Raw genomic sequence first — 24,534 nt, 5'->3', positions numbered from 1 at the left:
GGGAAAGCGTATGCGATGGCTCATCGCGCTAACGGTTGGCTGCCTAAGCGGCTGCTCTGTTGGGCATTACGAATACAGCAAAGAAGCAGCAAAACGCGTCGATATGACCGTCACCGGCATTCCAACGGTGCTGGGCATTGGTGCGCTTGGCACCACCATTCCTCTCACGCCCGAATACAGCCTGACGGCGGCCCACGTGGCGAAGTATTCACTCTATCGGGTGAAAGCCTGGCATCCCGAATGCGATATCGCCGTGGTGTACCATAAAAACAGCGAAGCCAATTTGCCGCCGCCGTTCCGCAATAGCCATATCGGCGACGACGTGAATCTGTATGGCTACAGCTTTATTTCCGCGATGCCGGTAGCGTCAAGCGGCAAGAATCTGATCAATACCACGCTGGCGAATGACTGGAACAAAGCCAGCTGTGTGGTGGTGGCGGCCAATGCCGGCGTGGTGAAAGGTATGTCCGGCGGCGCGGTGTATAACGCCAGCGATGATACGCTGGCGGGGGTGATTGTCGGTTACAGCAGCCAGATTGATGACAATAAAAGCGGCAAAACGCTGTTTAAGAATGTGGCGCTGTATGTACCGTACGCACGCTTTCAGGCGTGGCTGGATGGGGTGGTGAAGTCTTAGATCGTGCTGGCTGTCGGTGCTGGCTGTCCCCCTCCTCGGTCGGTGATTGCTGTCCCCCTCCTCGGTCCTCCCCCATAAATGGGGGAGGAAGATGCTGCAATATGATAGTTCTGAAGCTGCATGTGGCAGCGTCTCCTTCCCCCATTCATGGGGGAAGGCCGGGATGGGGGACAGCGTGCACAGGGACAGCGTGCACAGTCAAGCCGGAACCCATGCCCCCTGTACCTGCACCTGCGGGAAACCGCTGGTCAGAATACGCAGCTCGGCATCGCGCGGGGTGTTGTCGCCCTGCCCCTGAATGCTGACGATATCCTGCGGACAGGCGGAAAACGCCACAAAACAGTCCATCTCGGCGCGCAGCACAATATAGTCACCCGGCTTCGTCACCACCGGCAGCGTCTTCAGCGTGATGCCATCCGGCTGCACCTGAATATTCATAAAGATATTAAACGAGGCCAGATTGCCATGCGGCAGCGTCACGCCCAGCTCACGCATGCCTTCAAACAGATTGTCATGGCAGTTGCGATGCGGTTCGGTGCAGCCGAGCAGCTCATAACGACGCGCATCGCAGGCCGCCATAAAGGTGTCGTGCACGCCTGGCGAGGTATCCGCCACCAGCGTCAAAATCGGATGGCGCTGGCTGGTGATAAAGCTGTCGCCCACTTTGGGATTGAGACGCTGATTCCACACGCGCGTCGCCTCCATACACATATATTCACTCACATCCTCAGCGTTGTACGCCCAGCAATCCACCACCTGCGTGCCGTGCAGGTTAATCACCTGCACCGCTTCACCTTGCTTCAAGCGCACCGCTTTGCCGTAGCGCGCCGGGATGGTCATCGCTTCACGATGCTGAAATTCAGCCGACATGTTGTTCTCCTGATTAATGCTGCATGGCACGACGATAGCGCGTCATGCGAGATTCAAGGCCGCGCGCCAGCCAGTCGATAATGCTGTTGAGCAGCCAGTAACAGAGCGCCACCGTGAGATAGATCTCCAGCGGCGCGTAGGTATCCGAAATCGCCTGTTTGGCGGCGTACATAAACTCCTGCACCGAGACAATCGACAGCAGCGCGGAGTCTTTAATCAACCCGATCATCAGCCCGACCAGCGGCGACAACATCTGCGGCAGCGTTTGCGGCAGCACCACGTCACGCAGTTGTTCGCTGCGGCTCAGGCCCAACACGCGGCACGCTTCCCACTGCCCTTGCGGCAGCGCATCAATCGCCGAGCGGATCACCTGCGCAATGTAAGGCGCGTAGTAGAGCGTCAATGCCAGCACGCCCACCACCGGCGACGACAGCGTGATGTCATATTCCGGCAACACAAAATAGAGCAGATAGATCACCACCAGCAGCGGCAGCGCGAGGGTTAAGCCGCTGTAAAGATTGAGCAAACGCAGCCAGAACCGCGAGGCACGCATCAGCAGCACGGCCAATAGCGCGCCCCACAGTAGTGAGCAGAGCGCCGCCACCAGACAAAGCTGCAAGGTGGCGAGCAGGCCGTCACCGAGCGACGGCAGAGAGGTGATAATTGCCTGCCAATCCATTACACCAACCTCCGCTTCGCTTCTAAACGGCGCGCCGCCGCAATTAACGGCATGGCGATCAGCAGATAACCGGCCGCCACCAGCAGCAGCACTTGCGTAGCTTCGTAGGTGCGGGCGATGACGATCTGTCCGGCGTAGGTCAGTTCAGTGAGCGCCACCACCGACGCTAGCGGCGTGGTTTTCAGCAGAATGGTAAATTCATTCACCAGCATCGGCAGACTGGCGCGCATCACTTGGGGATTGATGACGTACCACCACGTCAGCAGGCGGCTCAGACCCAGCGTGCGCGATGCTTCCAGCTGTCCGCGCGTCACCAGGCTGCGATTCACGCGCAGGATTTCCGCCACGTACGCGCCGCTGTTGAGGCCAATGGCAATCACCGCCGCCAGCATCGGCTGACCGCCCAATCCCAGCCGCGGCAGGGTGAAAAACACCACAAACAGCTGCACAATCGCTGGCGTTCCGCGCATCACGCTGACATAGAAACGCCCGATGGCGCGCCAGATCCAGGCACGACGCAGCTGCAGGAAGCAGCCGAGCTGCCCCATCACCACGCTGACTAATGACGCCAGCACGGTGAGCACCAGCGTCATCAGCAGGCCGTGTCCGAGTTCCGGCAGCGCGGCCACTACCTGTTGATCCAGCCCCATGCGTTACTCCGCGTTAAAGTCGTGCAAGTTTTCCGCCACTGACAGCAGCAGCGGCGCGGGACGATCGTTGCCCTCAATGCCGGTGTTACAGGCGGAGACGATGAACTGCGTGTCCATCACCACACGACAGGTAATGCTGTCGCCAGCTTGGGTCAGGTTGGTTTCCGGCAGAATCTCGCCTTCTCGCGTCAGCTTGACGTGCATAAACAGATTGATGGGATCCGGCAGCTTCGGCACCACCATGCCCAGACGTGCCAGCTCGCCGCGCAGCGCATCGAGGCAACCTTCGTCCGGATAACCGCGCTCAGCAAGAAACGCCGTGGTGGAGGCCGGCAACAGCAGGTCGTGACGCTTCACGCTGTCTTTGCCCAGCACCATCATCGGACGACGACGGTTGTTCACCAGACGCATGCCGGAACCGAGCAGGTAGCTGTTGCTAAACACCCGCGTGTGATGCACCGACAGCCACACGGCGGGATCGGCCAGGCTAAAGCCAAACAGCGAAGCCACCGCGCCGTCGCCCTGAGCGGTGATGCGCAGCAACTGACCGCGCAGCACGCGAATCGAACCGATGCTGCCCGCTGCAACCTGCACCGGTTCAGCCAGCGTGCGCACGGCGGTTTCCTGATAACTTTCACGCATTAACAGCATGATTCATCTCCTGAGCGTGAAAATGGTCGCTGACCACGATGTCGATTGGCGTCACCTGCAGGCCGTTGCCGGGAATAATGTCCTGCGGGCAGGATGAGACCGCGCAGATCAGATCGCACAGCGCTTCAAAGGTGATGCTATCGCCCGCTTTGCTGTTGGGATCGGTCACTTCCATGCGGCCATCGGCGGTGACCGGGCCGTTCTGGAACAGGTTGAACGGCTCCGGCAGCGAGAAGTAGGTGACGCCAAACGCCTTCATCCCCTCCAGCAGGTTATCGACGCAGTTGCGATGCCCTTCGACACCGAAATCAATGCTGAAACGGGTGCGATCGCAGGCCGGTACGTTGGCATCGTGGATGCCGATGCTGTCGGCAAGAATGCGCAGCATCGGGCGGTTTTCACTCGACCACAACGCGTCACCCGGCTTAAAGAACAGCGAGCGCAGCTGTTGGCGCGTGTGCACCGGCGACAGCTTCTCGTTCAGGTCATCGGCATTCACCGCGACAAAATCGGCCGCCTGCTGCCCTTCGCTGTCAATCACGGTAATAAACTGGCCCTTGCGCACGCGGAAGGTTTTGCCAAAGCCGGCAGGCACCGTCAGGTTGGACTGGCACATAATTACTCCTGCGGAATGAAGTCGCTGGCGGGCACGGTAAAGGTGGTGCCGAGATATTGCTGCTGCAGTTTGGTCAGTTCGCCGTCTTTCTGCATCGCGAGGATGTGGTCGCTAATGGCTTTGTTCAGGCTGCCATCTTCTTTACGTGTCGCCCAACCCATCCACTGCGACGGGCCGACTTCGCCCACCTGCGCCACTTTGCCGGCATATTTTTTTGCTACCGGCGCCAGTACCGAGATGTCGTCATAAACGAAGTCGGCGCGTTTGGTCATCAGCGTGCTGACGGTTTGATCGAGTGAATCGACGTTGATGATGGTGATCGGTTTTTTACCCTCCTTCTTCAACTGTTCGTTGAAGCCCTTCAGCAGCTGCTCTGGCACGCTGGCGGTTTTCACCGCACCGCGCAGACCCGACAAGCTTTCCGGACTCAGGGTTTTGCCGCTGAAGGTTTTCGCTTCGGCTTCACGCACCAGCACGCCGTTGACGGTTTTGCTGTACGGCACGGTAAACAGCACTTTTTTCGCGCGTTCCGCCGTGACGTTGAGGGATGAACCTTCGGCATTGAAAGAGCCCGAAATCAGGCCCGGCAGAATGCCGCTGAAGGCGGTTTTCTGAAACTCCAGTTTCACACCGAGATCGTTGGCAAAGGATTGCATGATCGCCACGCTGTAACCGGTGATCTCACCTTTGTCATCGGTGTATTCGTAGGGAGGAAAGGTTGGATCGATACCGACGGTAATTTTGCCGCTGCTTTTGATGTCGGCCAGCGTATCGGCTTGTGCCTGCGCCATGGTGCCGACAGAGAGAAGTGCGGCAATCAGCAGTGCTGTTTTTTTCATTATGGTGTTTCCCTGGTGTTGGTGAAATGTCATTTTCTACTGAGCATATTTTGTGCCAGCTTTTTCACTACCGTGCAGGGAGACCTGATAAAAACTAGATTTTATTTAATAAAATCAAATTGAAACAGTTGTTTCTTAATTTTTATTTTTAATTTCTATGATTTCACACGCGGTAAGACGGGGATAATTGGATGGGTGGGCACTGGACAGAATTGCACCGTTTTGGTGATTTTTCTGGCGCACAATGCGCCAGCAAGGCGCATTATTCCAGTTCGTCGAGGGATTGGTGCAGCGCTTCGATTTGCGCGAGATGATCGTTGCTGGCTTTACCCATTTGCCGGGCCACCAGTGAACAGAGCAGGTTACACACGCCAGAGAGCGCGGCGGTGCTGTCGAAAATCAGGCTGCTGTCGGTGTGACAGCGGATTACCCACTGCGCATGGCGCGCCGGTTTGCCGGAAAGCACGTCGGCAATATACAACATCGGCACATTGCGCTCGGCCAGCGCGTTCATCGCCGCCTCCAGCGCGGGCATGCGACGACGCAGACCGACGCAGATCACCACATCCTCGGCGGTCAACGCCGCTACATGTTCCGCCAGCGAATCGCCGGGACGCGGCAGCAGACGCACATCGGAGTGAATATGGATCAGGTCTCGATAGATCAGATGCGCGATGGTTTGGCTGTGGCGCCAGCCCATTACCACTACGCGTCGCGCCTGGCTGATGGCGCTGACCGCCTGCTGCAGCTGTTCGCTGTCCAGCGTGCGATAGCTGTTGACCAGGTTGGCGATCTCTCTTTCCAGATGCTGCTGCATGATGCTCGCCAGCGGCGACGCGCTAGGTGCCGGTTGCAGATAGAGCGGTGAACCGCTGCTTTGCATGTCACGCGCCTGGCGACGTGCGGCTTCATAACTTTCATAGCCGAGATGGCGGAAGAAGCGCGTGGTGGTGGCTTTGGACACGCCCGCGCTGTGTGCCAGTTCGGTGGCGGTGTTCATGGCTAACTGGCCTGGTGCGGCGAGTAGCACATCGGCAAGTCGCTGCTCGTGGCTGGAGAGTTGATCCCAGTGCTGACGAATCCGGCCCTCTAACGTTGCCGCTTTTGCACTCATGGTGATTCCCTGAAAAAGAAAAAAACCATCCTGCACAGAGCGTGCCGGGTTGTCATCAGGAATTTTGTGTTGGGAGGGAATGTGCTGGCTGTCCCCCATCCCGGCCTTCCCCCGCTAGCGGGGGAAGGAGACGCTGCCACATGCAGCTTCAGAAGTCACATTTTGCAGCATCTTCCTCCCCCATTTATGGGGGAGGACCGAGGAGGGGGACAGCCAGCACGGACCAGGATGGGGGACTGCGGCGAAATACTACTTACCGGTCGGGCGCAGTGCCGGGAACAGGATCACGTCGCGGATGGTGTGGCTGTTGGTGAACAGCATCACCATACGGTCGATACCAATACCCAAACCTGCGGTTGGCGGCAGGCCGTGCTCCAGCGCGGTGACGTAGTCTTCGTCGTAGAACATCGCTTCGTCATCGCCAGACTCTTTCGCATTCACCTGCTGCAGGAAACGCTCAGCCTGATCTTCTGCATCGTTGAGCTCTGAGAAGCCGTTACCGATTTCACGGCCGCCGATGAAGAACTCAAAGCGGTCAGTGATTTCCGGGTTCTCGTCGTTACGACGCGCCAGCGGTGATACTTCAGCCGGGTATTCGGTGATGAAGGTTGGCTGAATCAGGTGCGCTTCAGCGGTCTCTTCGAAGATCTCTGTAACGACGCGGCCCAGGCCCCAGCTCTTCTCAACTTTGATGTGCAGTGATTGGGCAATCGCTACCGCTTTATCAAAGTCTTCCAGATCGCTCAGGTCAGTTTCCGGACGGTATTTTTTGATCGCTTCACGCATGGTGAGCTTCTCGAACGGCTTACCGAAATCGAAGCTGTGATCGCCATACGGCACTTCCGTGGTGCCCAGCACATCCTGCGCCAGCGTACGGAACAGGCTTTCGGTCAGTTCGATCAGATCTTTGTAATCCGCATACGCCATATAGAGTTCCATCATGGTGAACTCTGGGTTATGGCGTGGCGAAATCCCTTCGTTACGGAAGTTACGGTTGATCTCGAACACGCGATCAAAACCGCCAACCACCAAACGCTTTAGATACAGCTCTGGCGCAATACGCAGGTACATATCGATATCAAGCGCATTGTGATGGGTGATGAACGGACGCGCAGACGCGCCGCCCGGAATCACCTGCATCATCGGGGTTTCCACTTCCATAAAATCGCGGTTAACCATGAACTGACGAATGCCGGCCATGATTTGTGAGCGAATTTTAAAGGTTTTGCGCGAATCGTCGTTGGAGATCAGATCGAGATAACGCTGACGATAACGGGTTTCCTGATCGGCCAGGCCGTGGAATTTGTCCGGCAGCGGACGCAGCGCTTTGGTCAGCAGACGTAGCTCAGTGATGTGGATCGACAGCTCACCGGTTTTGGTTTTGAACAGCTTACCGCGCGCACCGAGGATATCGCCGAGATCCCACTTCTTGAACTGTTCGTTGTAGACGCCTTCTGGCAGATCGTCGCGTGAGACGTAGATCTGAATCTGGCCGCCGACATCCTGCAGGGTCGCGAATGACGCTTTACCCATGATGCGGCGCGTCATCATACGACCGGCCACGCTCACCTCAACACCCAGCGCTTCCAGCTCTTCATTCTCTTTCGCGTCATAGCTGGCGTGCAGCACATCGGACGTGGTATCGCGGCGGAAATCGTTAGGAAACGCCACGCCTTTTTCACGCAGCGCGCTGAGTTTTTCGCGACGCGCTTTCAGTTCGTTGTTTAACTCAAGGGCGGCATCAGCGCTCTGCGGTTGTTGTTCAGACATGTCGGTTCCTTATAGCCCTGCTTTTAAACTTGCTTCAATAAAACGATCGATATCGCCATCCAGCACCGCTTGGGTGTTGCGGGTTTCTACGCTGGTACGCAGATCCTTGATGCGTGAATCGTCGAGAACATAAGAACGGATCTGGCTGCCCCAGCCGATATCAGATTTGTTATCTTCCGCTGCCTGCTTATCCGCGTTTTTCTTCTGCATCTCATATTCGTACAGCTTGGCGCGTAACTGCTTGAAGGCCTGATCTTTGTTCTTGTGCTGTGAACGGTCGTTTTGGCACTGCACCACAATGTTGGTCGGCAAGTGGGTAATACGCACTGCAGACTCGGTTTTGTTTACGTGCTGGCCACCCGCACCGGAGGCGCGGTAAACGTCGATACGCAGATCGGCAGGATTGATATCGATATCGATGTTGTCATCCACTTCCGGGTAGATAAACACCGAACTGAATGAGGTGTGACGACGGCCGCCGGAATCGAACGGGCTCTTACGCACCAGGCGATGAACGCCGGTTTCGGTACGCAGCCAGCCAAACGCGTAGTCGCCGATGATTTTAATGGTGGCGGATTTGGTTCCGGCCACTTCACCGTCTGACTCTTCGATAATTTCGGTTTTATAACCTTTGGCTTCCGCCCAGCGCAGATACATGCGCAGCAGCATGCTGGCCCAATCCTGCGCTTCGGTGCCGCCGGAACCGGCCTGAATATCCATGTAGCAGTCGGCGCTGTCATATTCACCTGAGAACATACGACGGAATTCCAGTTCGCCCAGCTTCACTTCCAGTGCATCAAGCTCGGCAACCGCTTCGTTGAAAGTCTCTTCGTCGTCAGCTTCCACCGCCAGATCCAGCAGGCCCTGCACATCTTCCAGGCCTTGCGTCATGTGATCTAAGGTTTCCACTACCGCTTCCAGTGAAGCACGTTCTTTACCCAGCGCTTGTGCGCGATCAGGTTCGTTCCAGACGTCAGGCTGCTCCAGCTCGGCGTTTACTTCTTCAAGGCGTTCTTTCTTGGCATCGTAGTCAAAGATACCCCCGAAGAACGTCGCTGCGCTCGGTGAGGTCCTGGATACGATTTTTGACCGGATTAATTTCAAACATGGCTTTTCAGTCTTTTTTGACGATTCGGTGAAAGGAGATAAAAACTAACGCGCTAGTTTACCCGAAAGTGTGCGCACTTTGTAGCATTGCACGCCGCCTGAGTGAGCGCGCCTCCGCCGTAAGAAAAAAAGTTCTTATCCTTCTGGAAAGCTTTACCCGCTACGCTTTCCCAAACACCTCCGCAAATACCTCGCCTTCAGAACCTTCTTAGGAATTTTCCTGCAAAAATTAGGCAATTGGCGCCAGATGACGTCATTAAAGATCATGATTTATAACGATAAATCATTAAGAATTGTCTTGTGAGAAATTTCCTGCAAGAAAGCAGACGCGTCTCAAATAACGCCATTAAGCAGCTGATATTCAGCCTATCGATTTATTAGCGCCCTTTTATCATTTTGCTCAGTGACTATCCCCCCGATGGACATCACTGACGTCCAGACCGTTTGTCACCACGATCGCCAGGAATGCGCAGCTTCGACAGGGAATGACACAGTAATCAGCGCCCGTAAACGTGAGCGGGCACAACATGTCCTAAGAGACATGAAGGAGTATCGATGTTTATTCCCGGTTTGCGCACTTCACCGCGCCTGCTTGCCTTGTTAATGCCTTTGTTACTTACCGCCTGCGGAGGCGGTGGCGGCGGCGGAGGTGGCGGTAGCGCGGCAACCTCGCCCACCACCGGCACCCCTGAGACACCCACGCCAGCTCAGCCCAGCGCTTCAGGCAATGCCAGCAAAGTCGGCATTATTGATTCAGGGTTATCGCCCGATCGCAGTGAAATCAATTACGCCAACGCGCAGTTCACCAGCTACGTCGGCGGCGGCAGTAGTTTGAATGATAATCAGGGCATTAACGGTCACGGCACCGTGGTGGCGCTGACGTTATTAGGCCTGTCGCCGGGCAGCACACTGTATGTGGCGCAGGCATCGCAGAACAATATCTTTCAATACGACGATACCGCCCGTGCGGTGAGCGGCCTGCTGAGCCAGGGAGTGCGGGTTTTCAATATGTCGTACGCCTCCAGCGAGCGCTTAACCTCCGCACAGGCGCTATCCGATGCGCAGCCGCACTATCAGGTGCTGGTGCAAAGCATGCGTGAGATTGCGGCGGCTAACGGTTTGGCGGTGGTGATCACCGGCAATGGCGGCACTGCAACACCGTCCCCTAACGCGCAGCTGCCGCTGATTTATCAGGACAGCGCACTGCAAAAGAATATGCTGGCCGTTACCGGCGTGATGGACAGCACCTCATACGACACGGCGAACCGCGCGGCGTTAACCGGGCCGTTTGATGCCTGTGGTAACGCTGCCGCATGGTGCCTGAGCGCACCGGGATACAACGATTATCGCTTTCAGAACGCCGATGGTACCTGGGTAAATGCGCGTAGCTACGGCACCTCGTTTGCCGCACCGCGCGCCGCTGCGGCCGCTTCGCAAGTGTTGCAGCGCTTTCCGTGGATGAGCGGTTACAATCTGCAGCAAACGTTGCTGACCACCGCCACTTATCGCAGTGATGCTTACGCAGGCGCTGCGGATAGCGCCAACGGGCGGCCTTACAACAACACCTTCGGCTGGGGCGACCTCAACCAGGCGAAAGCGCTCAACGGTCCGGCAATGTTCTGGGCCAATGATTTTCACGCCAGCCTGGATGCGGGTAGCTATGTCTTCTCGAATGCCATCAGCGGCGATCGTGGCCTGATACTCGACGGCGCCAATAATGGCGGCGTGCTGCGGTTAACCGCTAACAACAGTTACCTCGGCCAGACCAGCGTTGCCGCCAATACGTTGCTGATTGAGGGTGCGATTGCTGGCAGTGCCAACGTCAGCGGCAGCGGCACTTTAGGTGGCAGCGGTGTGATTGGCGGCAGCTTACTCAATCAGGGAACGGTCAACGGCGGTTTGCAGGTGCAAGGCGATTACCAGCAACGCAGTAATGGCGTGCTCAATATCGCGTTAAACAGCCCGCTGCGTGTAGCAGGCCACTCTACGCTGGACGGCACGCTGAACCTCGCGCCACCCTCATCAACTTATGTGGTGAAACAGCAGGAAACGCTGCTGACCAGCGATGCGGGTGTTAGCGGCCAGTTCAGTCAGGTCAATACTGGCGTGTTTCTTGATGGTTCGGTCAGCTACAACGCTAACAGCGTCACTGGCCAACTGACGCGTAAAAATACCGCAGCAGTAGCGGCAGCGCTGGGCATGAACAGCGCCAGCACTCAGCAAACGGCCGCGAATCTGGAGCAGGCGTTTAGCGTAGCGGACAGCTGGCAGCAACAGGGTTCACTGAGCAGTGCGCAGCAGTCAGCGCTGGGCGCAGCAGGAGCGTTTCAGTCGCTGGCAGATGCCCGCAGTGCGCAGGCCGCCATCAATTCACTTTCCGGTCAGGCGCACGCTTCCAGCAACGCGGTACTGTTTAACGCGCTGGATTATCAAAGCCGCCTGTTGAGTAACCGTATCGCCGATGCCAGCGCCGACAATCGTTACGGTTTCTGGCTGGAGAGCGGTCAACTGCGCGGTTCACTGGATCAGGCGGGCTACCTCGGCACCGATTACCGCAACACGCTTACCGCATTGGGCGTGGATAGCGATTTGGGTATTTCTGGTCTGCGTGTGGGCGTGGCCTGGACGCAGAATCAGATCGACTCCACCTACGACCAAACTGGCGGCACCAGCCGTAATCGCCTGCAAGGCGCGATGCTGTATGGCCGCTACGATTTGACGCCAGCATGGTATCTGCAGGGCAATCTCAGCTATCAACATGGTCGCGATGAGTTAAAGCGTCTGGTGTTGCTGGATGAAGCTTCGCCGGTGTCATCGACCACCAGCAGCAACAGCTGGCAGGCGGCGCTGCAAAGCGGCTATCGCTGGACAATTGAGGAGAATTATCGCCTCGAACCCTATCTCGGCTGGCGTGAAACGGGGCTGGATACCGGTGCGTTTGAGGATAAGGGCAGCGCGTTTGGTCTAAGCGGCGACGGCGACAGCTATCGACGCAGCGTCGGTTATAGCGGTTTGAGTCTCAGCGCACGGCAGGATTGGTCGGCTGGATTGTGGAGCATGCTGAGTCTTTATGGCGAATACCAGTACGCATTCAACAATCCGTCGATGGATGTCAGCGCGCGCTGGGGCGGATTTGGCGATGACCAGAACCGTTTCACGATTCCCGGCATGCAGCTTGATCGCCGTTCGCAGTGGTTAGGTGTGCGGTTGGATGTGGCGCAGACGTCACGCGCGCGCCTGTTCCTGCGCGCCGATCAGCACTTCGCCGATCGCGGTGACGAGAAAGTGCTGCGCGGCGGTGTGGATGTGAGTTTCTGATAAACGTTTAATCGGTCAACTGAGCGCGATAAATCGCGCCGCTACGGATACGTGCACAGGTAGCGGCGCGATGCATTGCGCGTTTTGGTAGTGAACTACAGCGGCCAAAGGTGATCGATGATCAATTGCACCGAACGATTGCCGCGGTATTCGTTGATATCCAGCTTATAGGCCAGCTGCACCTGACGCACGCTGCTGTCTGGCCACAGCGTGGTATCCACGTTGAAGGCAATTCCATCCAACAGCGGGCCGCCGCCGAGCGGCTCGACCATCACTTTCAAATGACGCTCGCCCACTAACCGCTGTTGTAACAGCTTGAACTTGCCATCGAACACGGGTTCCGGGAATGCCTGGCCCCACGGACCGGCCTCGCGCAGCATTTCGGCAGTATGCAGGGTAAACTCCTGCGCATGCAGTTCGCCGTCCGACCAAATCACGCCCTGCAACGCTTCGCCATCCAGCCACTCATCAATCAACGCGGCAAATCGCGCACGGAACTCCTCGTACTTCGCGGTTTCCAGTGACAATCCGGCCGCCATGGCGTGACCACCAAATTTGATCATTAAGCCAGGGAACAGCGTGTCGAGACGCTCCAGCGCATCGCGCAGATGCAAACCCGCAATTGAGCGGCCCGAACCTTTCAGCGTGCCGTCTCCGGCGGGGGCGAAGGCGATCACCGGGCGATGGAAGCGCTCTTTCAGGCGCGACGCCAGAATCCCCACCACGCCCTGATGCCACTCGGGATGGTAGAACGCCAGTCCAAGCGGCAGATCGGTATGCTGACGCTCCAGCTCATCGCACAGCGCCAGCGCTTCGCTTTTCATGCCCTGCTCAATCTCTTTGCGCGTCTGATTCAGCGCATCGAGTTCATTCGCCAGCATGCGCGCCTGGGAAATATCTTCGGTGAGCAGCAGCGCCACGCCGACCGACATATCATCCAGACGACCGGCAGCATTCAGGCGCGGACCCACGGCAAAACCGAGATCGCTGGCGGCGAGTTGGCGCGCATCGCGGTTGGCAATCTCCAGCAGCGCGCGAATCCCGGCACGGCATTTGCCCGCGCGAATACGGCTCAAACCTTGCCACACCAGAATGCGGTTGTTGGCATCCAGCGGCACCACATCGGCCACGGTGCCCAGCGCCACCAGATCCAGCAGCTCCGCCAGATTTGGCTCGGCTCGGCTCTCACTAAACCAGTTTTGCTGACGCAGGTGCGCACGCAGCGCCAGCATCAGATAGAAGGCCACGCCAACACCCGCCAGCGAACGTGAGGGGAATTCGCTGTCGTTGAGGTTCGGATTAACAATCGCTTCGGCGGCGGGCAAGGTTTCGCCCGGCAAGTGGTGATCGGTAACCAGCACCGGAATGCCGTGCTGATGCGCGGTATCCACTCCGGCATGTGATGAGATGCCGTTATCGACGGTGAGGATCATCTCCGCACCGCGCGCTTTAGCCTGCTCGACCACTTCCGGACTCAAACCGTAGCCATCTTCGAAACGGTTTGGCACCAGATAATCCACATTACCGCCGAGGCTGCGCAGCGCCAGCACGGTTAACGCGGTGCTGGTGGCGCCATCGGCATCGAAATCGCCCACCACCACGATACGTTTGCCCGCCAGCAGCATCTGATGCAGCAACGTTACGGCGGCTTCGATGCCGCCCAGCGTTTGCCACGGCAGCAGATGTTTAGCGCCGCGCTCCAGTTCCAGCGCCTCTTTCACGCCGCGTTGCAGATACAAGCGGCGCAGCAAAGGGGGCAAATCAGCGGGTAAGCTGGCTTCGGTCTCGGCTTCGCGCCGACGCAATTCAACAGAATGAATCACTGTGCGTTAACCGCCACGCTTCTGGCCGTCAAGCACCTGCTTCAGCTCTTGCGGTCCCTGATAGCCAGGAATCATCATGCCGCTATCCGTGAGAATGGCTGGCGTACCCTGAATGCCAAACAGGATGCCGAGTTTGTACTGCTGCTCGATATTGATTTTGCAGGTCGCTGGCGCATCCATCTGCGGCGCATCGCCTTTCATTGCTGCATCGAAAGCTTTGTTACGATCGGCGCTGCACCAGATGGCGCGCATGGCTTTTTCTACCTGACCATTCAGACCTTCACGCGGGAAGGCCAGATAGCGCACGGTGATGCCGAGCGCGTTGTAGTCGGCCATCTGCTCATGCAGCTTGCGGCAGTAGCCGCAGGTGATGTCGGTGAACACGGTGATGACGTGCTGCTCTTTCGGCGCTTTATAGACAATCATGTCTGGCGCCAGCGCAGTAACTTTTTTGTCCAGCAGCTGGTTGGTAACGTTGATCGGCTGGGTGCCGCTGACATCATACAGCGGGCCCTGAATCATGTGCTTGCCGTCTTCGGAGACGTAAAGCACGCCGCTTTCGGTCAGCACCGTTTTAATACCCGGCAGCGGGGACGGCTGGATTTCAGCCTGCTGCAATCCCAGTTTTTTCAGCGTTTGCTGAATAGCGTTGTCATCGGCATGCGCCAATCCAGTGAATGCACTGACCAGCAGAGCCAGCATCGTTAGCTGCTTTTTCATCTTAAATCCTTGTTACCGCATCTCAAGCGCGCGGATGATGCTGTTGATGTAACAGACGCAGGCGCTCAGTGGCGACGTGCGTATATATTTGGGTGGTCGAGAGGTCGCTGTGGCCCAGCAACATCTGTACGACGCGTAAATCGGCGCCGTGGTTCAGTAAATGTGTGGCAAATGCGTGGCGCAGCACGTGCGGCGACAGCTTTTCGCTATCGATACCGGCAAGGGTCGCATAGTGTTTAATGCGATGCCAGAAGGTCTGCCGCGTCATTTGCTGCGCGCGTTGGCTGGGAAACATCACGTCCAGCGTTTGCCCGTTGAGCAGCCACGGCCGACCATGTTCCATATAGTATTCAATCCAGTAAACCGCTTCTTCACCTAACGGCACAAGACGCTCTTTGTTGCCTTTACCGATTACGCGCACCACGCCCTGACGCAGGCTGATATCGCTGATGGTCAAACCCACCAGCTCCGTTACGCGTAAACCGGTAGCGTACAGCAGCTCCAGCATCGCCTTGTCGCGCAGTTCGAGCGGCACATCAATGCTCGGTGCCTGTAGCAAGCGTTCGACCTGGTTTTCACTGAGATCTTTCGGCAGACGCTGCGGCAGTTTCGGTGCCGACAGCAGCGCGCTGGGATCGTCGCTGCGCACTTTTTCCCGATAGAGATATTGGCACAAGCGGCGAATGGCGCTGAGGGTGCGCGCCGAGCTGGTGGCTTTGTAGCCGCCCTCAACGCGTTCGGCAAGAAACTGCTGCAAATCAAGCGCTTCAAGCGTTAATAGCGTGCGATCGTGGTGATGCAGCCAGCCGGTGAGCGTTTGCAGATCCTGCCGGTAAGAGGCGAGCGTGTTCTGCGCCAGATTACGCTCAATCCAAAGCGTATCCAGAAACTGTTCGATCAGATCGCTGTCCTGCACTGTACTCTCCGCCCGTGTGAAATCGTGCTCATTATGCCTGAAAGTAGCCTGCTTCTGGTACAATTGCCCCCGAGTCAGGTTCAGACAGAGCATTAATTGCATGAATATCGGTTTGTTTTATGGTTCGAGCACCTGTTACACCGAGATGACGGCGGAGAAGATTCGCGACTTTATCGGTGAAGAATTAGTCACGCTGCACAATTTGAAAGATGACGATCCGTCGCTGATGGAGCAGTACGATTTGCTGATCCTTGGCATTCCGACGTGGGATTTCGGTGAGTTACAGGAAGATTGGGAAGCGATTTGGCCGCAGATTCCGGCGCTGAATTTGCGCGGAAAAATCGTGGCGCTGTACGGCATGGGCGATCAGGGCGAATACGCCGAATGGTTCCTTGATGCGCTGGGCATGCTGCACGAACTGCTGCAGCCGATGGGCGTGCAGTTTGTGGGTTACTGGCCGCTGGAAGGCTATGAGTTCACCAGCAAAAAACCGCTGACCGCCGATGGCACGCAGTTTGTCGGTTTGGCGCTCGACGATGTTAACCAGTTCGAACAGAGCGATGAGCGCATTGAGCAGTGGTGCGAACAGATTCTGACGGAAACCGCAGCGCTGCTTTAAGGCAGCGTTTGCCCGTCTCGCAGAAAACAGCAGGCGCGCAGCGTGCGCCATTCACCGGGCGGCAGGTTGTCATGCATTAACCACAGCCGCCAGCGTTTTCCCTGCTGATTACGCAGCACCAGCAAAACGCCATACGGCAACCAATCCGCATTACGTTCCGCTCGCCAGCGCACGCCGCGCCACAGCCAATTGCCCTTCACGTCCAGCACCAAATGACCTACGCGCTGAACCAAACGCCGCTCATTGTGCCAACACTCCGCCAGCAGCAGCACTAACACCGGCGCTTTGCTCCACGCCCACGCGTCAGGCCACTCCAGCGCCAGCAGCAAACCGGTGCACAGTAGAGAAAGCGTCACATTCAGTGCGCGCGCACTGCGTGACGCTCGCAGATCACATTGCCACCGGACCGCGTTCACGGTTGCGCTGCTGAATCAGTTTCACCATACGTTTGAACTCGGGATCAACCGGTTCACCGTGATTCATCAACCAGTTGAACAGATCGGGATCGTCACTCTTTAGTAGCGCAATAAAAACCTGCTTATCGGTGTCGTTCAGCGAATCATATTCAAATTTGAAAAACGGCATGATAGCCATATCCAGCTCCAGCATGCCGCGACGGCATGCCCATTGGACGCGGGCTTTGTCGTTAATTTCCATGTCTCAGGTTCCATGACTAAAAACAGTGGGGCTCAGTGTACCTGCTTTTTTTTCTCGCTGCAGGCGCTGTGCTTAACCCTGTGCAATACCTCGGTGTTACATCCCCCAGTTTGCAATGGGTATCACGCGATTTGTGCGCCATATTCAGTAAACAGGTTGCAAAGCCGCACTGCTCTTTTACCATTGCAACCTATTACCTCATTAATCAGGAAAGAGACATGTCGATTTTTACCCTTCCACCTCGCCAGCCTGCTGCATCGTCACGCCTGCCTTTAACCCTGATTTCGCTCGACGAATGGGCGCTGGTTAAGGTGCAGGGCAACGACAGCACGTCTTATCTGCAAGGTCAGTTGACGCTGGATGTCGCGGCGATGGGCGAGACGCAGCATCGTCCCGCCGCGCACTGCGATGCCAAAGGCAAAATGTGGAGCAACATTCGTCTGTTCCATCGCAGCGAAGGTTACGCTTACGTGGTGCGTCGCAACCTGCGTGAGCAGCAGCTTACCGAACTGAAGAAATACGCGGTGTTCGCCAAAGTCACCATCGTGGCTGACGATGAAGCGGTGCTGCTCGGCGTTGCCGGTTTCCAGGCGCGCGCCGCGCTGGCAGGCGTATTCAGCACACTGCCGGATGCCGAAACGCCGGTAGTACAGCAAGGTGAGAGCACGCTTTTGTGGTTTGATCAGCCAGCCGAACGTTTCCTGCTGGTGACCACGCCAGAACAGGCGAATGCGTTGAAAGAGAAACTGGCGGGAGAAGCGCAGTTCAACGACAGCCTGCAATGGCTGGCGCTGGATATCGAAGCCGGCATTCCGGTGATTGAAAGCGCCACCAGCGCGCAGTTGATTCCACAAGCCACTAACCTACAGGCGCTGGATGCCATCAGCTTCAAAAAAGGGTGTTACACCGGCCAGGAGATGGTGGCACGCGCCAAATTCCGCGGTGCGAACAAACGCGCACTCTATTGGCTGGCAGGTAAAGCCAGCAAAGTGCCGGAGGTTGGCGGTTCGATGGAGCTGCAGATGGGCGATAAATGGCGTCGCACCGGCACCGTATTGAGCGGTGTGCAGCTGGATGACGGCAGCGTTTGGGTGCAGGTGGTGATGAATAATGATTTGGAGCCGGATAGCGTACTGCGCGTGGAAGGCGACGAAAGTGGCAAATTGACCATTCAGCCGCTGCCGTATTCATTAACCGAATAATTGCGGGCCGGGTCCGTACTAAACACGTAAGGTCGCCATTTTCGGCGACCTGGATTGAGCTTACATCACGTAAAAATAAATCGCGCAGAAGTGCAATACGCTGCCGCCGAGCACAAAACCGTGCCAGATGGCGTGACTGTAAGGAATACGGCGCGAGACGTAGAATATCACTCCTAGCGAATAGACAATGCCACCGGCAGCCAGCAGCCAAATCCCGCCCGGCGACAGTTTGATCGCCAGCTGATAAATCACCACCAGCGACAACCATCCCATACCGAGATAGGTCACCAGCGACAGCGCTTCAAAGCGGTGGGCAAAGGCGATTTTAAACAGAATACCGGCCAGCGCCAGGCTCCAGATCACCACCATTAAGCCCTGTGCCAGCGGCGAATTGAGCCCCACCAGCAAGAACGGCGTATAAGTGCCAGCAATCAACAGATAAATGGCGCAGTGGTCAAATTTCTTCAGCCAGTATTTGGCTTTTTGATGGGGAATGGCGTGATACAGCGTTGAGGCGAGATAGAGCAGAATGATGCTGCCGCCGTACAGGCTGTAACTGGTGATCGCGGTAACGTTAGCTTGGGATTCAACGGCTTGTGTCAACATCAACACCAGGCCGATGATGCCGAAAATGCAGCCGATTCCGTGGCTGATACTATTGGCGATCTCTTCGGCCAATGAGTAGCCCTGGGCAAGAACTGGGGTTTGTACCATGAGGGGATTCCTGAACAACGGAAAAAGCGAGTGTGCTATTTCTGAGCAACCAGAGTAACCGGGATAATTTTCAGAGTACACATGTACGCTAAAATAAATCTGTGAGTGGGTGTGACAGGCGAGGGTTTGAATGAATCGGTCGCCATGCGAGGCGACACTCCGCACGGATACTGTTTTATGGGGTCGGTATTGATACCGGCTTGGTGATTATCGTCCGCCAGCCGCATCGATAAAGGTGCCCGTCACGTATGACGCGGCATCGCTCGCTAGCCAGACAATTGCTGCAGCAATCTCTTCTGCCTGGCCGCCGCGTCCCATTGGCAATGCGCTCGCCAGGCGATCGACCCGACCCGGCTCGCCGCCATCGGCGTGCATGTCGGTATAAATAAGGCCAGGACGCACGCTGTTGACGCGAATGCCTTGCGATGCCACTTCCAGCGACAGCCCTTTAGTCAGCGTATCCATCGCCCCTTTTGAGGCGGCGTAATCCACATATTCGCCTGGCGCACCGAGACGTGACGCAGCGGATGACACATTGACGATGGCGCCCCCTTTGCCGCCATGATGCGTGCCCATGCGTTTTACCGCCTCACGACAGCAGATGAACGTGCCGGTGACATTGGTGGCGAACACGCGCTGAATACGTTCGGCATCCAGATCTTCCACCCGACATTGGGTAAACAAAATACCGGCATTATTCACCAGCACTCGCAGCGCGCCCTTTTGCTGATCCAATTCGGCAAACATACGTATGACCTGCGCTTCATCGCCAATATCGGCCTGCAGCGCAAACGCACTGCCGCCCTGCGCTTTAATCTCTGCCACCACGCTTGCCGCTTCGGCTGCTCGCTGACGATAGTTGATCGCCACGCGATAACCCGCCTGCGCCAGCGATAGTGCGGTTGCGCGTCCAATGCCGCGGCTACCGCCAGTAATCAAAGCCAGATCCATTTTTGCCTCCACAAAAAAGGGCCGAACAATCGGCCCTTTCATAAATATCACCCGCAACTTTAGCCTAAATAATTTGAGATACAGCAAGGCGGCAAGTTCGTTCATCCCCGGGAGCTTACATCAGTAAGTGACCGGGGTGAATGAGCGCAGCCAACGCCGCTGTGGCTCAAAGTATGACGGCTAAATTATTGGTATTCGCTCATTGGTACACACGAACAGAAGACATTGCGATCGCCAAATACATCATCCAGACGTTTCACCGTCGGCCAGTATTTGTTGGCGCTACCGGCCGGGAATACGGCCAGCTCACGGGTATACGGATGCGCCCAGTCGCCAACGATTTCTGTCTGCGTGTGCGGTGCGTTCACCAGCGGGTTATCTTCTAGCGGCCATTCGCCATCGGCAACGCGATCGATTTCCATGCGAATAGCCAGCATCGCATCGATAAAGCGATCCAGCTCGATTTTGCTTTCCGATTCCGTGGGTTCAACCATCAGCGTACCCGCAACCGGGAATGACATCGTTGGTGCGTGGAAACCGTAATCTATCAGACGCTTAGCAATATCCAGCTCGCTGATACCGGTCTGCTCTTTCAGCGGACGAATGTCGAGAATACATTCGTGCGCCACGCGGCCATCGCGGCCGGCATACAGAATCGGATAGGCCGATTGCAGACGGCTGGCAATGTAGTTGGCGTTCAGGATCGCCACCGAACTCGCTTGCTTCAGACCTTCTGCGCCCATCATACGGATATACATCCAGCTGATTGGCAGAATCGATGCGCTACCAAACGGTGCGGCAGATACCGCGCCCTGCTGTGTCAGCACGCCATCAATTTGCACCACGCTGTGACCCGGCACGAACGGTGCCAGATGCGCTTTCACACCGATTGGCCCCATACCCGGACCGCCACCGCCGTGCGGGATACAGAAGGTTTTGTGCAGGTTAAGGTGCGATACATCCGCGCCGATATAACCTGGCGTGGTGATACCGACCTGCGCATTCATGTTGGCGCCGTCGAGATACACCTGGCCGCCGTGCTGATGCACGATCTGGCACACCTCGCGGATGGTTTCTTCATAAACGCCGTGTGTTGACGGATAGGTCACCATGATGCACGACAGCTGCTCACCCACCTGCGAGGCTTTCTCACGCAGATCGCCAAGATCTATGTTGCCTTGTTTATCACACGCCACCACCACAACTGACATGCCCGCCATCTGCGCCGATGCCGGATTGGTGCCGTGCGCCGAGCTCGGGATCAGGCAAACATTACGGCCGCCTTCGTTACGACTTTCGTGGTAACGACGAATCGCCAGCAGGCCGGCGTATTCGCCCTGCGCACCTGAGTTGGGCTGCATGCACAGCGCATCGTAGCCGGTCAACTGCACCAGCCATTGCGATAACTGGCCAATCATCTGCAGATAACCCGACGCCTGCTCAGCCGGGCAGAATGGATGCAGTTCGGCAAATTCCGGCCAGGTGATTGGAATCATCTCCGCCGCGGCGTTAAGTTTCATGGTGCACGAACCGAGTGGGATCATCGCCTGGTTCAGCGCCAGATCCTTTTTCTCAAGGCTGTGCATGTAGCGCATCATCTCAGTTTCGCTGTGATGACGATTGAATACCGGGTGCGTCAGGAAGGCGCTTTCACGCACCTGACCAGCCGGAATCGCACTGTTTTCCGCAGCAACAGCGGCATCCAGCGCATCAATGTCCTGACCGTGCGCATCGCCCAGCAGAATGGCGAACAGCGCCAGCACATCTTCACGGGCGGTGGTTTCATCCAGCGTAATGCCAACCGCATTGTGGATATCGCTGCGCAGGTTGACGCCGAAGCTCTGCGCGCGGTTCAGCACCGCCGCTTTATCGGCCACTTCAACCGTCAGCGTATCGAACCAGCTGTTGTGGCGCAGCTTCAGGCCACCGTTTTGCAGGCCCGCGGCCAGAATGCTGGTCAGACGGTGAATACGTGAGGCAATGCGTTTCAGGCCAACCGGACCGTGATACACCGCGTAGAGACCGGCGATATTCGCCAGCAGCACCTGCGATGTACAGATGTTGGAGTTGGCTTTCTCACGACGAATATGTTGCTCGCGGGTTTGCATCGCCATACGCAGCGCGGTGTTCCCGGCGGCATCGCGCGATACACCAATAATGCGACCAGGCATCGAGCGTTTGTGCTCGTCGCGGCTGGCGAAGAACGCGGCGTGTGGTCCGCCGTAACCCATCGGCACGCCGAAACGCTGGGCAGAACCAAAGACGATATCTGCGCCCTGCTTGCCTGGCGCCTCTAGCTGCACCAGCGCCATGAAATCTGCGGCGACGCTCACCACCACTTTGCGGCTTTTCAGCTCGGCAATCAGTGAGCGGTAATCGTGCACTTCACCGTGCGTACCCACCTGTTGCAGCAACACGCCGAACAGATCATCGTGATCCAGCGCCTTGTCAGCACGATCAATAATCAGTTCAAAACCAAAGGTTTCTGCGCGGGTGCGCACCACATCCAGCGTCTGTGGATGGATGTCATCGGCGATGAAGAATTTGGTGGCGGTTTTCAGTTTGCTAACGCGCCTGGCCATCGCCATTGCTTCGGCAGCAGCGGTCGCTTCGTCCAGCAGTGATGCGGATGCGATGTCCAGACCGGTCAGATCCAGCGTCAGAGTTTGGAAGTTAAGCAGCGCCTCAAGGCGGCCCTGCGACACTTCTGGCTGATACGGCGTATACGCGGTGTACCAGCCTGGATTTTCCAGCATATTGCGCAGGATGACGGGCGGCGTGATCACCGCGCTGTAGCCCATGCCGATCCAGGATTTATAGCGTTGGTTCTGACTGGCAATGGCTTTCAGCTCTGCCAGCGCTTGCTGCTCGGTCGCCGCAATGCCTACTGCAGGCGGGCCTGGCAGTTGGATGTCGGCAGGCACAATAGAACTGATCAATGAGGAGAGCGAACTGGCACCAATCGCTTCCAGCATTAAGGCCTGTTGTTCCGGCGTAGGACCGATGTGGCGCTCAATGAAAGCACCGTTGTGTTCAAGCTGGCTGAGAGTCTGGGTCATTTGCAGTAAATCCTGAATCGGGCTGGGTTACAAAAATGGCGTTAAATCAGGCAGATAAAAAAGAAGGTGACGCAGCGCGCCACCTTCTGCCACTACCGGTTACTCGTCGATTGCGGCTTTATAGGCATCGGCATCAAGCATCGCGTCGAGTTCTGATTCGTCGCTGGCTTTGATGCGGAACAGCCAACCATCGGCGTACGGCGCGCTGTTGACCAGCTCTGGCGAATCGCCCAGATTGTCGTTCACCGCCACAATCTCACCGCTCAGTGGCGCGTAGATGTCTGAAGCCGCTTTTACCGACTCCGCAACGGCGCAGTCATCACCGGCCGAGAAGGTGGCACCGACGTCTGGCAGATCGACAAACACCATATCGCCCAGCAGTTCCTGTGCGTGTTCGGTGATACCCACAGTGAAGGTGCCGTCGGCTTCTTTACGGACCCATTCGTGGCTATCGCGGTATTTCAATTCATTTGGCACATTGCTCATTGGCCATTTCTCCTGAAAAAAAATTACTGGGCAACCGGCTTACCGGCGCGAACAAAAATCGGTTTGGTGACTTTCACTGGCATTTCACGGTTGCGGATTTCCACAATCGCCTGCTCACCAATGCCGGCTGGCACACGCGCCAGCGCGATGCTGTAACCCAGGGTTGGTGAGAAGGAACCACTGGTAATAATACCTTGCTGCGGCTGACCTTGTTGATCGGTGAAGCGCACCGTTAACCCGTTACGCAGCACCCCTTTTTCGGTCATCACCAGGCCAACCAGCTGTTCGGGGCCGTGCTCGCGCTGCGCTTGCAGAGCATCACGGCCAATGAAATCGCGATCGGCAGGTTCCCAACTGATGGTCCAGCCCATATTGGCGGCGAGCGGCGAAACGCCCTCATCCATCTCCTGACCGTACAGGTTCATGCCCGCTTCCAGACGCAGCGTGTCACGCGCACCGAGTCCAGCCGGTTTAACGCCTGCGGCCAACAGCTGCTGCCAGAAAGCGGCGGCTTCAGTCGCTGGCATGGCAATCTCATAACCCGCTTCGCCGGTGTAGCCGGTGGTAGCGATAAACAGGTTTTCGGCCTGCACGCCAAAGAAGGGTTTCATGCCGGCAACGGCATCACGCTGAGCGGCGCTCAACAGCGTTTGTGCTTTCTGCTGCGCGTTTGGACCTTGCACCGCAATCAGCGCCAAATCGTCACGTTCGGTCAGCTCAACGCCAAACGGCTGCGCATGCTGTTTAATCCAGGCTAAATCTTTCTCTCTCGTAGCGGAGTTCACCACCAGACGGAAGAAATCTTCGCTCATAAAGTAAACAATCAAATCATCAATGACGCCAGCAGAGGCATTCAACATGCCGGTATACAGGGCTTTGCCCGGCTGGGTGAGCTTGGCGACATCGTTTGCCAGCAGATAGCGCAGGAATTCGCGGGTACGTGCGCCGTGCAGATCGACGATGGTCATGTGGGAAACATCAAACATGCCGGCATCGTTACGCACCGCGTGATGCTCATCCATTTGCGAGCCGTAATGCAGCGGCATCATCCAACCGTGGAAGTCCACCATGCGTGCACCGCTTGCCTGATGCTGTTCGAATAGAGGCGTTTGCTGAGTCATAACCATCCTGTGAAG

The 24,534-nt window shown here is 56.9% G+C and carries 23 protein-coding genes; 4 read left to right on the top strand and 19 right to left on the bottom strand.

What is annotated here, in order from left to right; genetic code table 11:
* The first annotated feature begins 10 nt into the window (after window positions 1-10).
* Window positions 11-637 carry a hypothetical protein gene (locus PZBJ_RS07655; RefSeq protein ID WP_101761972.1) on the top strand — a complete coding sequence of 209 codons (627 nt, stop codon included), beginning with the start codon at window positions 11-13 and terminating at the stop codon, window positions 635-637.
* Window positions 638-835: 198 nt separating this feature from the next.
* On the opposite strand, the gene PZBJ_RS07645 is transcribed toward PZBJ_RS07655, so the two are convergent.
* The 9 genes from PZBJ_RS07645 to prfB all read right to left on the bottom strand — a co-directional run bounded on the left by PZBJ_RS07645 (window position 836) and on the right by prfB (window position 8,934).
* The gene (locus PZBJ_RS07645) at window positions 836-1,507 is read right to left on the bottom strand and encodes a DUF1989 domain-containing protein (RefSeq protein ID WP_101761971.1); all 672 of its coding nucleotides are present in this window, start codon (window positions 1,505-1,507) and stop codon (window positions 836-838) included.
* 13 nt (window positions 1,508-1,520) lie between these two features.
* Window positions 1,521-2,186 carry an amino acid ABC transporter permease gene (locus PZBJ_RS07640; RefSeq protein WP_101761970.1) on the bottom strand — a complete coding sequence of 222 codons (666 nt, stop codon included), beginning with the start codon at window positions 2,184-2,186 and terminating at the stop codon, window positions 1,521-1,523.
* Entirely contained in the window at window positions 2,186-2,836 is a 651-nt protein-coding gene (locus PZBJ_RS07635) for an amino acid ABC transporter permease (RefSeq protein WP_101761969.1), read from the bottom strand. Before PZBJ_RS07635 ends, PZBJ_RS07640 begins: the two co-directional genes overlap by 1 nt.
* Window positions 2,837-2,839: 3 nt before the next feature.
* Window positions 2,840-3,487, bottom strand: a complete 648-nt coding sequence (locus tag PZBJ_RS07630) for an urea carboxylase-associated family protein (protein ID WP_101761968.1) — start codon at window positions 3,485-3,487, stop codon at window positions 2,840-2,842.
* Window positions 3,471-4,103: a DUF1989 domain-containing protein gene (locus tag PZBJ_RS07625; protein WP_101762022.1), complete on the bottom strand. Its 633-nt coding sequence runs from the start codon at window positions 4,101-4,103 to the stop codon at window positions 3,471-3,473. The genes PZBJ_RS07630 and PZBJ_RS07625 overlap by 17 nt, the downstream gene beginning before the upstream one ends.
* 2 nt (window positions 4,104-4,105) lie before the next feature.
* Window positions 4,106-4,942: a transporter substrate-binding domain-containing protein gene (locus PZBJ_RS07620; protein ID WP_101761967.1), complete on the bottom strand. Its 837-nt coding sequence runs from the start codon at window positions 4,940-4,942 to the stop codon at window positions 4,106-4,108.
* A gap of 262 nt (window positions 4,943-5,204) precedes the next feature.
* Window positions 5,205-6,056 (bottom strand): MurR/RpiR family transcriptional regulator, encoded by an 852-nt coding sequence (locus tag PZBJ_RS07615; protein WP_101762021.1) that lies wholly within the window; start codon window positions 6,054-6,056, stop codon window positions 5,205-5,207.
* Between the two features lie 249 nt (window positions 6,057-6,305).
* Window positions 6,306-7,826 carry a lysine--tRNA ligase gene (gene lysS, locus PZBJ_RS07610; protein WP_101761966.1) on the bottom strand — a complete coding sequence of 507 codons (1,521 nt, stop codon included), beginning with the start codon at window positions 7,824-7,826 and terminating at the stop codon, window positions 6,306-6,308.
* A gap of 9 nt (window positions 7,827-7,835) precedes the next feature.
* Window positions 7,836-8,934 (bottom strand): peptide chain release factor 2 gene (gene prfB / locus PZBJ_RS07605; protein WP_101761965.1). Its coding sequence is split into 2 segments (ribosomal slippage): window positions 7,836-8,858 and window positions 8,860-8,934, totalling 1,098 coding nucleotides; the frame shifts between segments, so codons are not numbered across the junction.
* A gap of 554 nt (window positions 8,935-9,488) precedes the next feature.
* Between prfB and PZBJ_RS07600 the strand changes: the two genes are divergently transcribed.
* Complete coding sequence (locus tag PZBJ_RS07600; protein ID WP_101761964.1) at window positions 9,489-12,251, top strand: autotransporter domain-containing protein; 2,763 nt, start codon at window positions 9,489-9,491, stop codon at window positions 12,249-12,251.
* A gap of 95 nt (window positions 12,252-12,346) precedes the next feature.
* Here PZBJ_RS07600 and recJ read toward each other — a convergent pair whose 3' ends face one another.
* From recJ to xerD, 3 genes are read right to left on the bottom strand one after another with little or no spacing between them, the layout of a single operon-like run.
* Window positions 12,347-14,074: a single-stranded-DNA-specific exonuclease RecJ gene (recJ, locus tag PZBJ_RS07595; protein ID WP_101761963.1), complete on the bottom strand. Its 1,728-nt coding sequence runs from the start codon at window positions 14,072-14,074 to the stop codon at window positions 12,347-12,349.
* Window positions 14,075-14,080: 6 nt separating this feature from the next.
* On the bottom strand, window positions 14,081-14,794 hold the full coding sequence (gene dsbC, locus PZBJ_RS07590; protein WP_101761962.1) for a bifunctional protein-disulfide isomerase/oxidoreductase DsbC: 714 nt from the start codon (window positions 14,792-14,794) through the stop codon (window positions 14,081-14,083).
* Window positions 14,795-14,816: 22 nt separating this feature from the next.
* Window positions 14,817-15,710 (bottom strand): site-specific tyrosine recombinase XerD, encoded by an 894-nt coding sequence (xerD, locus tag PZBJ_RS07585; RefSeq protein ID WP_101761961.1) that lies wholly within the window; start codon window positions 15,708-15,710, stop codon window positions 14,817-14,819.
* Between the two features lie 100 nt (window positions 15,711-15,810).
* Here xerD and fldB point away from each other — a divergent pair, with 100 nt between their 5' ends.
* Window positions 15,811-16,329, top strand: a complete 519-nt coding sequence (gene fldB, locus PZBJ_RS07580; protein WP_101761960.1) for a flavodoxin FldB — start codon at window positions 15,811-15,813, stop codon at window positions 16,327-16,329.
* Here fldB and PZBJ_RS07575 read toward each other — a convergent pair.
* Both PZBJ_RS07575 and sdhE read right to left on the bottom strand, forming a co-directional pair.
* A complete protein-coding gene (locus PZBJ_RS07575; protein WP_240632899.1) occupies window positions 16,326-16,685 on the bottom strand; it encodes a protein YgfX in 360 nt (119 codons plus the stop codon). The two genes, fldB and PZBJ_RS07575, sit on opposite strands and share 4 nt — an antisense overlap.
* 34 nt (window positions 16,686-16,719) lie before the next feature.
* Window positions 16,720-16,986 (bottom strand): FAD assembly factor SdhE, encoded by a 267-nt coding sequence (gene sdhE, locus PZBJ_RS07570; protein ID WP_101761958.1) that lies wholly within the window; start codon window positions 16,984-16,986, stop codon window positions 16,720-16,722.
* A 218-nt stretch (window positions 16,987-17,204) separates the two neighbouring features.
* Between sdhE and ygfZ the strand changes: the two genes are divergently transcribed.
* A complete protein-coding gene (ygfZ, locus tag PZBJ_RS07565) occupies window positions 17,205-18,188 on the top strand; it encodes a tRNA-modifying protein YgfZ (protein WP_101761957.1) in 984 nt (327 codons plus the stop codon).
* Window positions 18,189-18,248: 60 nt separating this feature from the next.
* Here ygfZ and trhA read toward each other — a convergent pair whose 3' ends face one another.
* The 5 genes from trhA to gcvT all read right to left on the bottom strand — a co-directional run bounded on the left by trhA (window position 18,249) and on the right by gcvT (window position 24,519).
* Window positions 18,249-18,902: a PAQR family membrane homeostasis protein TrhA gene (gene trhA, locus PZBJ_RS07560; RefSeq protein WP_101761956.1), complete on the bottom strand. Its 654-nt coding sequence runs from the start codon at window positions 18,900-18,902 to the stop codon at window positions 18,249-18,251.
* Window positions 18,903-19,109: 207 nt separating this feature from the next.
* On the bottom strand, window positions 19,110-19,853 hold the full coding sequence (locus PZBJ_RS07555) for an SDR family oxidoreductase (protein WP_101761955.1): 744 nt from the start codon (window positions 19,851-19,853) through the stop codon (window positions 19,110-19,112).
* Between the two features lie 185 nt (window positions 19,854-20,038).
* On the bottom strand, window positions 20,039-22,912 hold the full coding sequence (gene gcvP, locus PZBJ_RS07550) for an aminomethyl-transferring glycine dehydrogenase (protein ID WP_101761954.1): 2,874 nt from the start codon (window positions 22,910-22,912) through the stop codon (window positions 20,039-20,041).
* 99 nt (window positions 22,913-23,011) lie between these two features.
* Complete coding sequence (gene gcvH / locus PZBJ_RS07545; RefSeq protein WP_101761953.1) at window positions 23,012-23,398, bottom strand: glycine cleavage system protein GcvH; 387 nt, start codon at window positions 23,396-23,398, stop codon at window positions 23,012-23,014.
* Window positions 23,399-23,421: 23 nt separating this feature from the next.
* Complete coding sequence (gcvT, locus tag PZBJ_RS07540; RefSeq protein ID WP_101761952.1) at window positions 23,422-24,519, bottom strand: glycine cleavage system aminomethyltransferase GcvT; 1,098 nt, start codon at window positions 24,517-24,519, stop codon at window positions 23,422-23,424.
* Window positions 24,520-24,534 lie beyond the last annotated feature (15 nt).

Origin of the sequence: Pantoea endophytica, assembly GCF_002858935.1 — a bacterium.
Taxonomy (GTDB): Bacteria; Pseudomonadota; Gammaproteobacteria; order Enterobacterales; family Enterobacteriaceae; genus Pantoea; species Pantoea leporis.
Note: the sequence above shows the minus strand (reverse complement) of the source record. Positions and strands in the feature narration are given on the sequence as shown.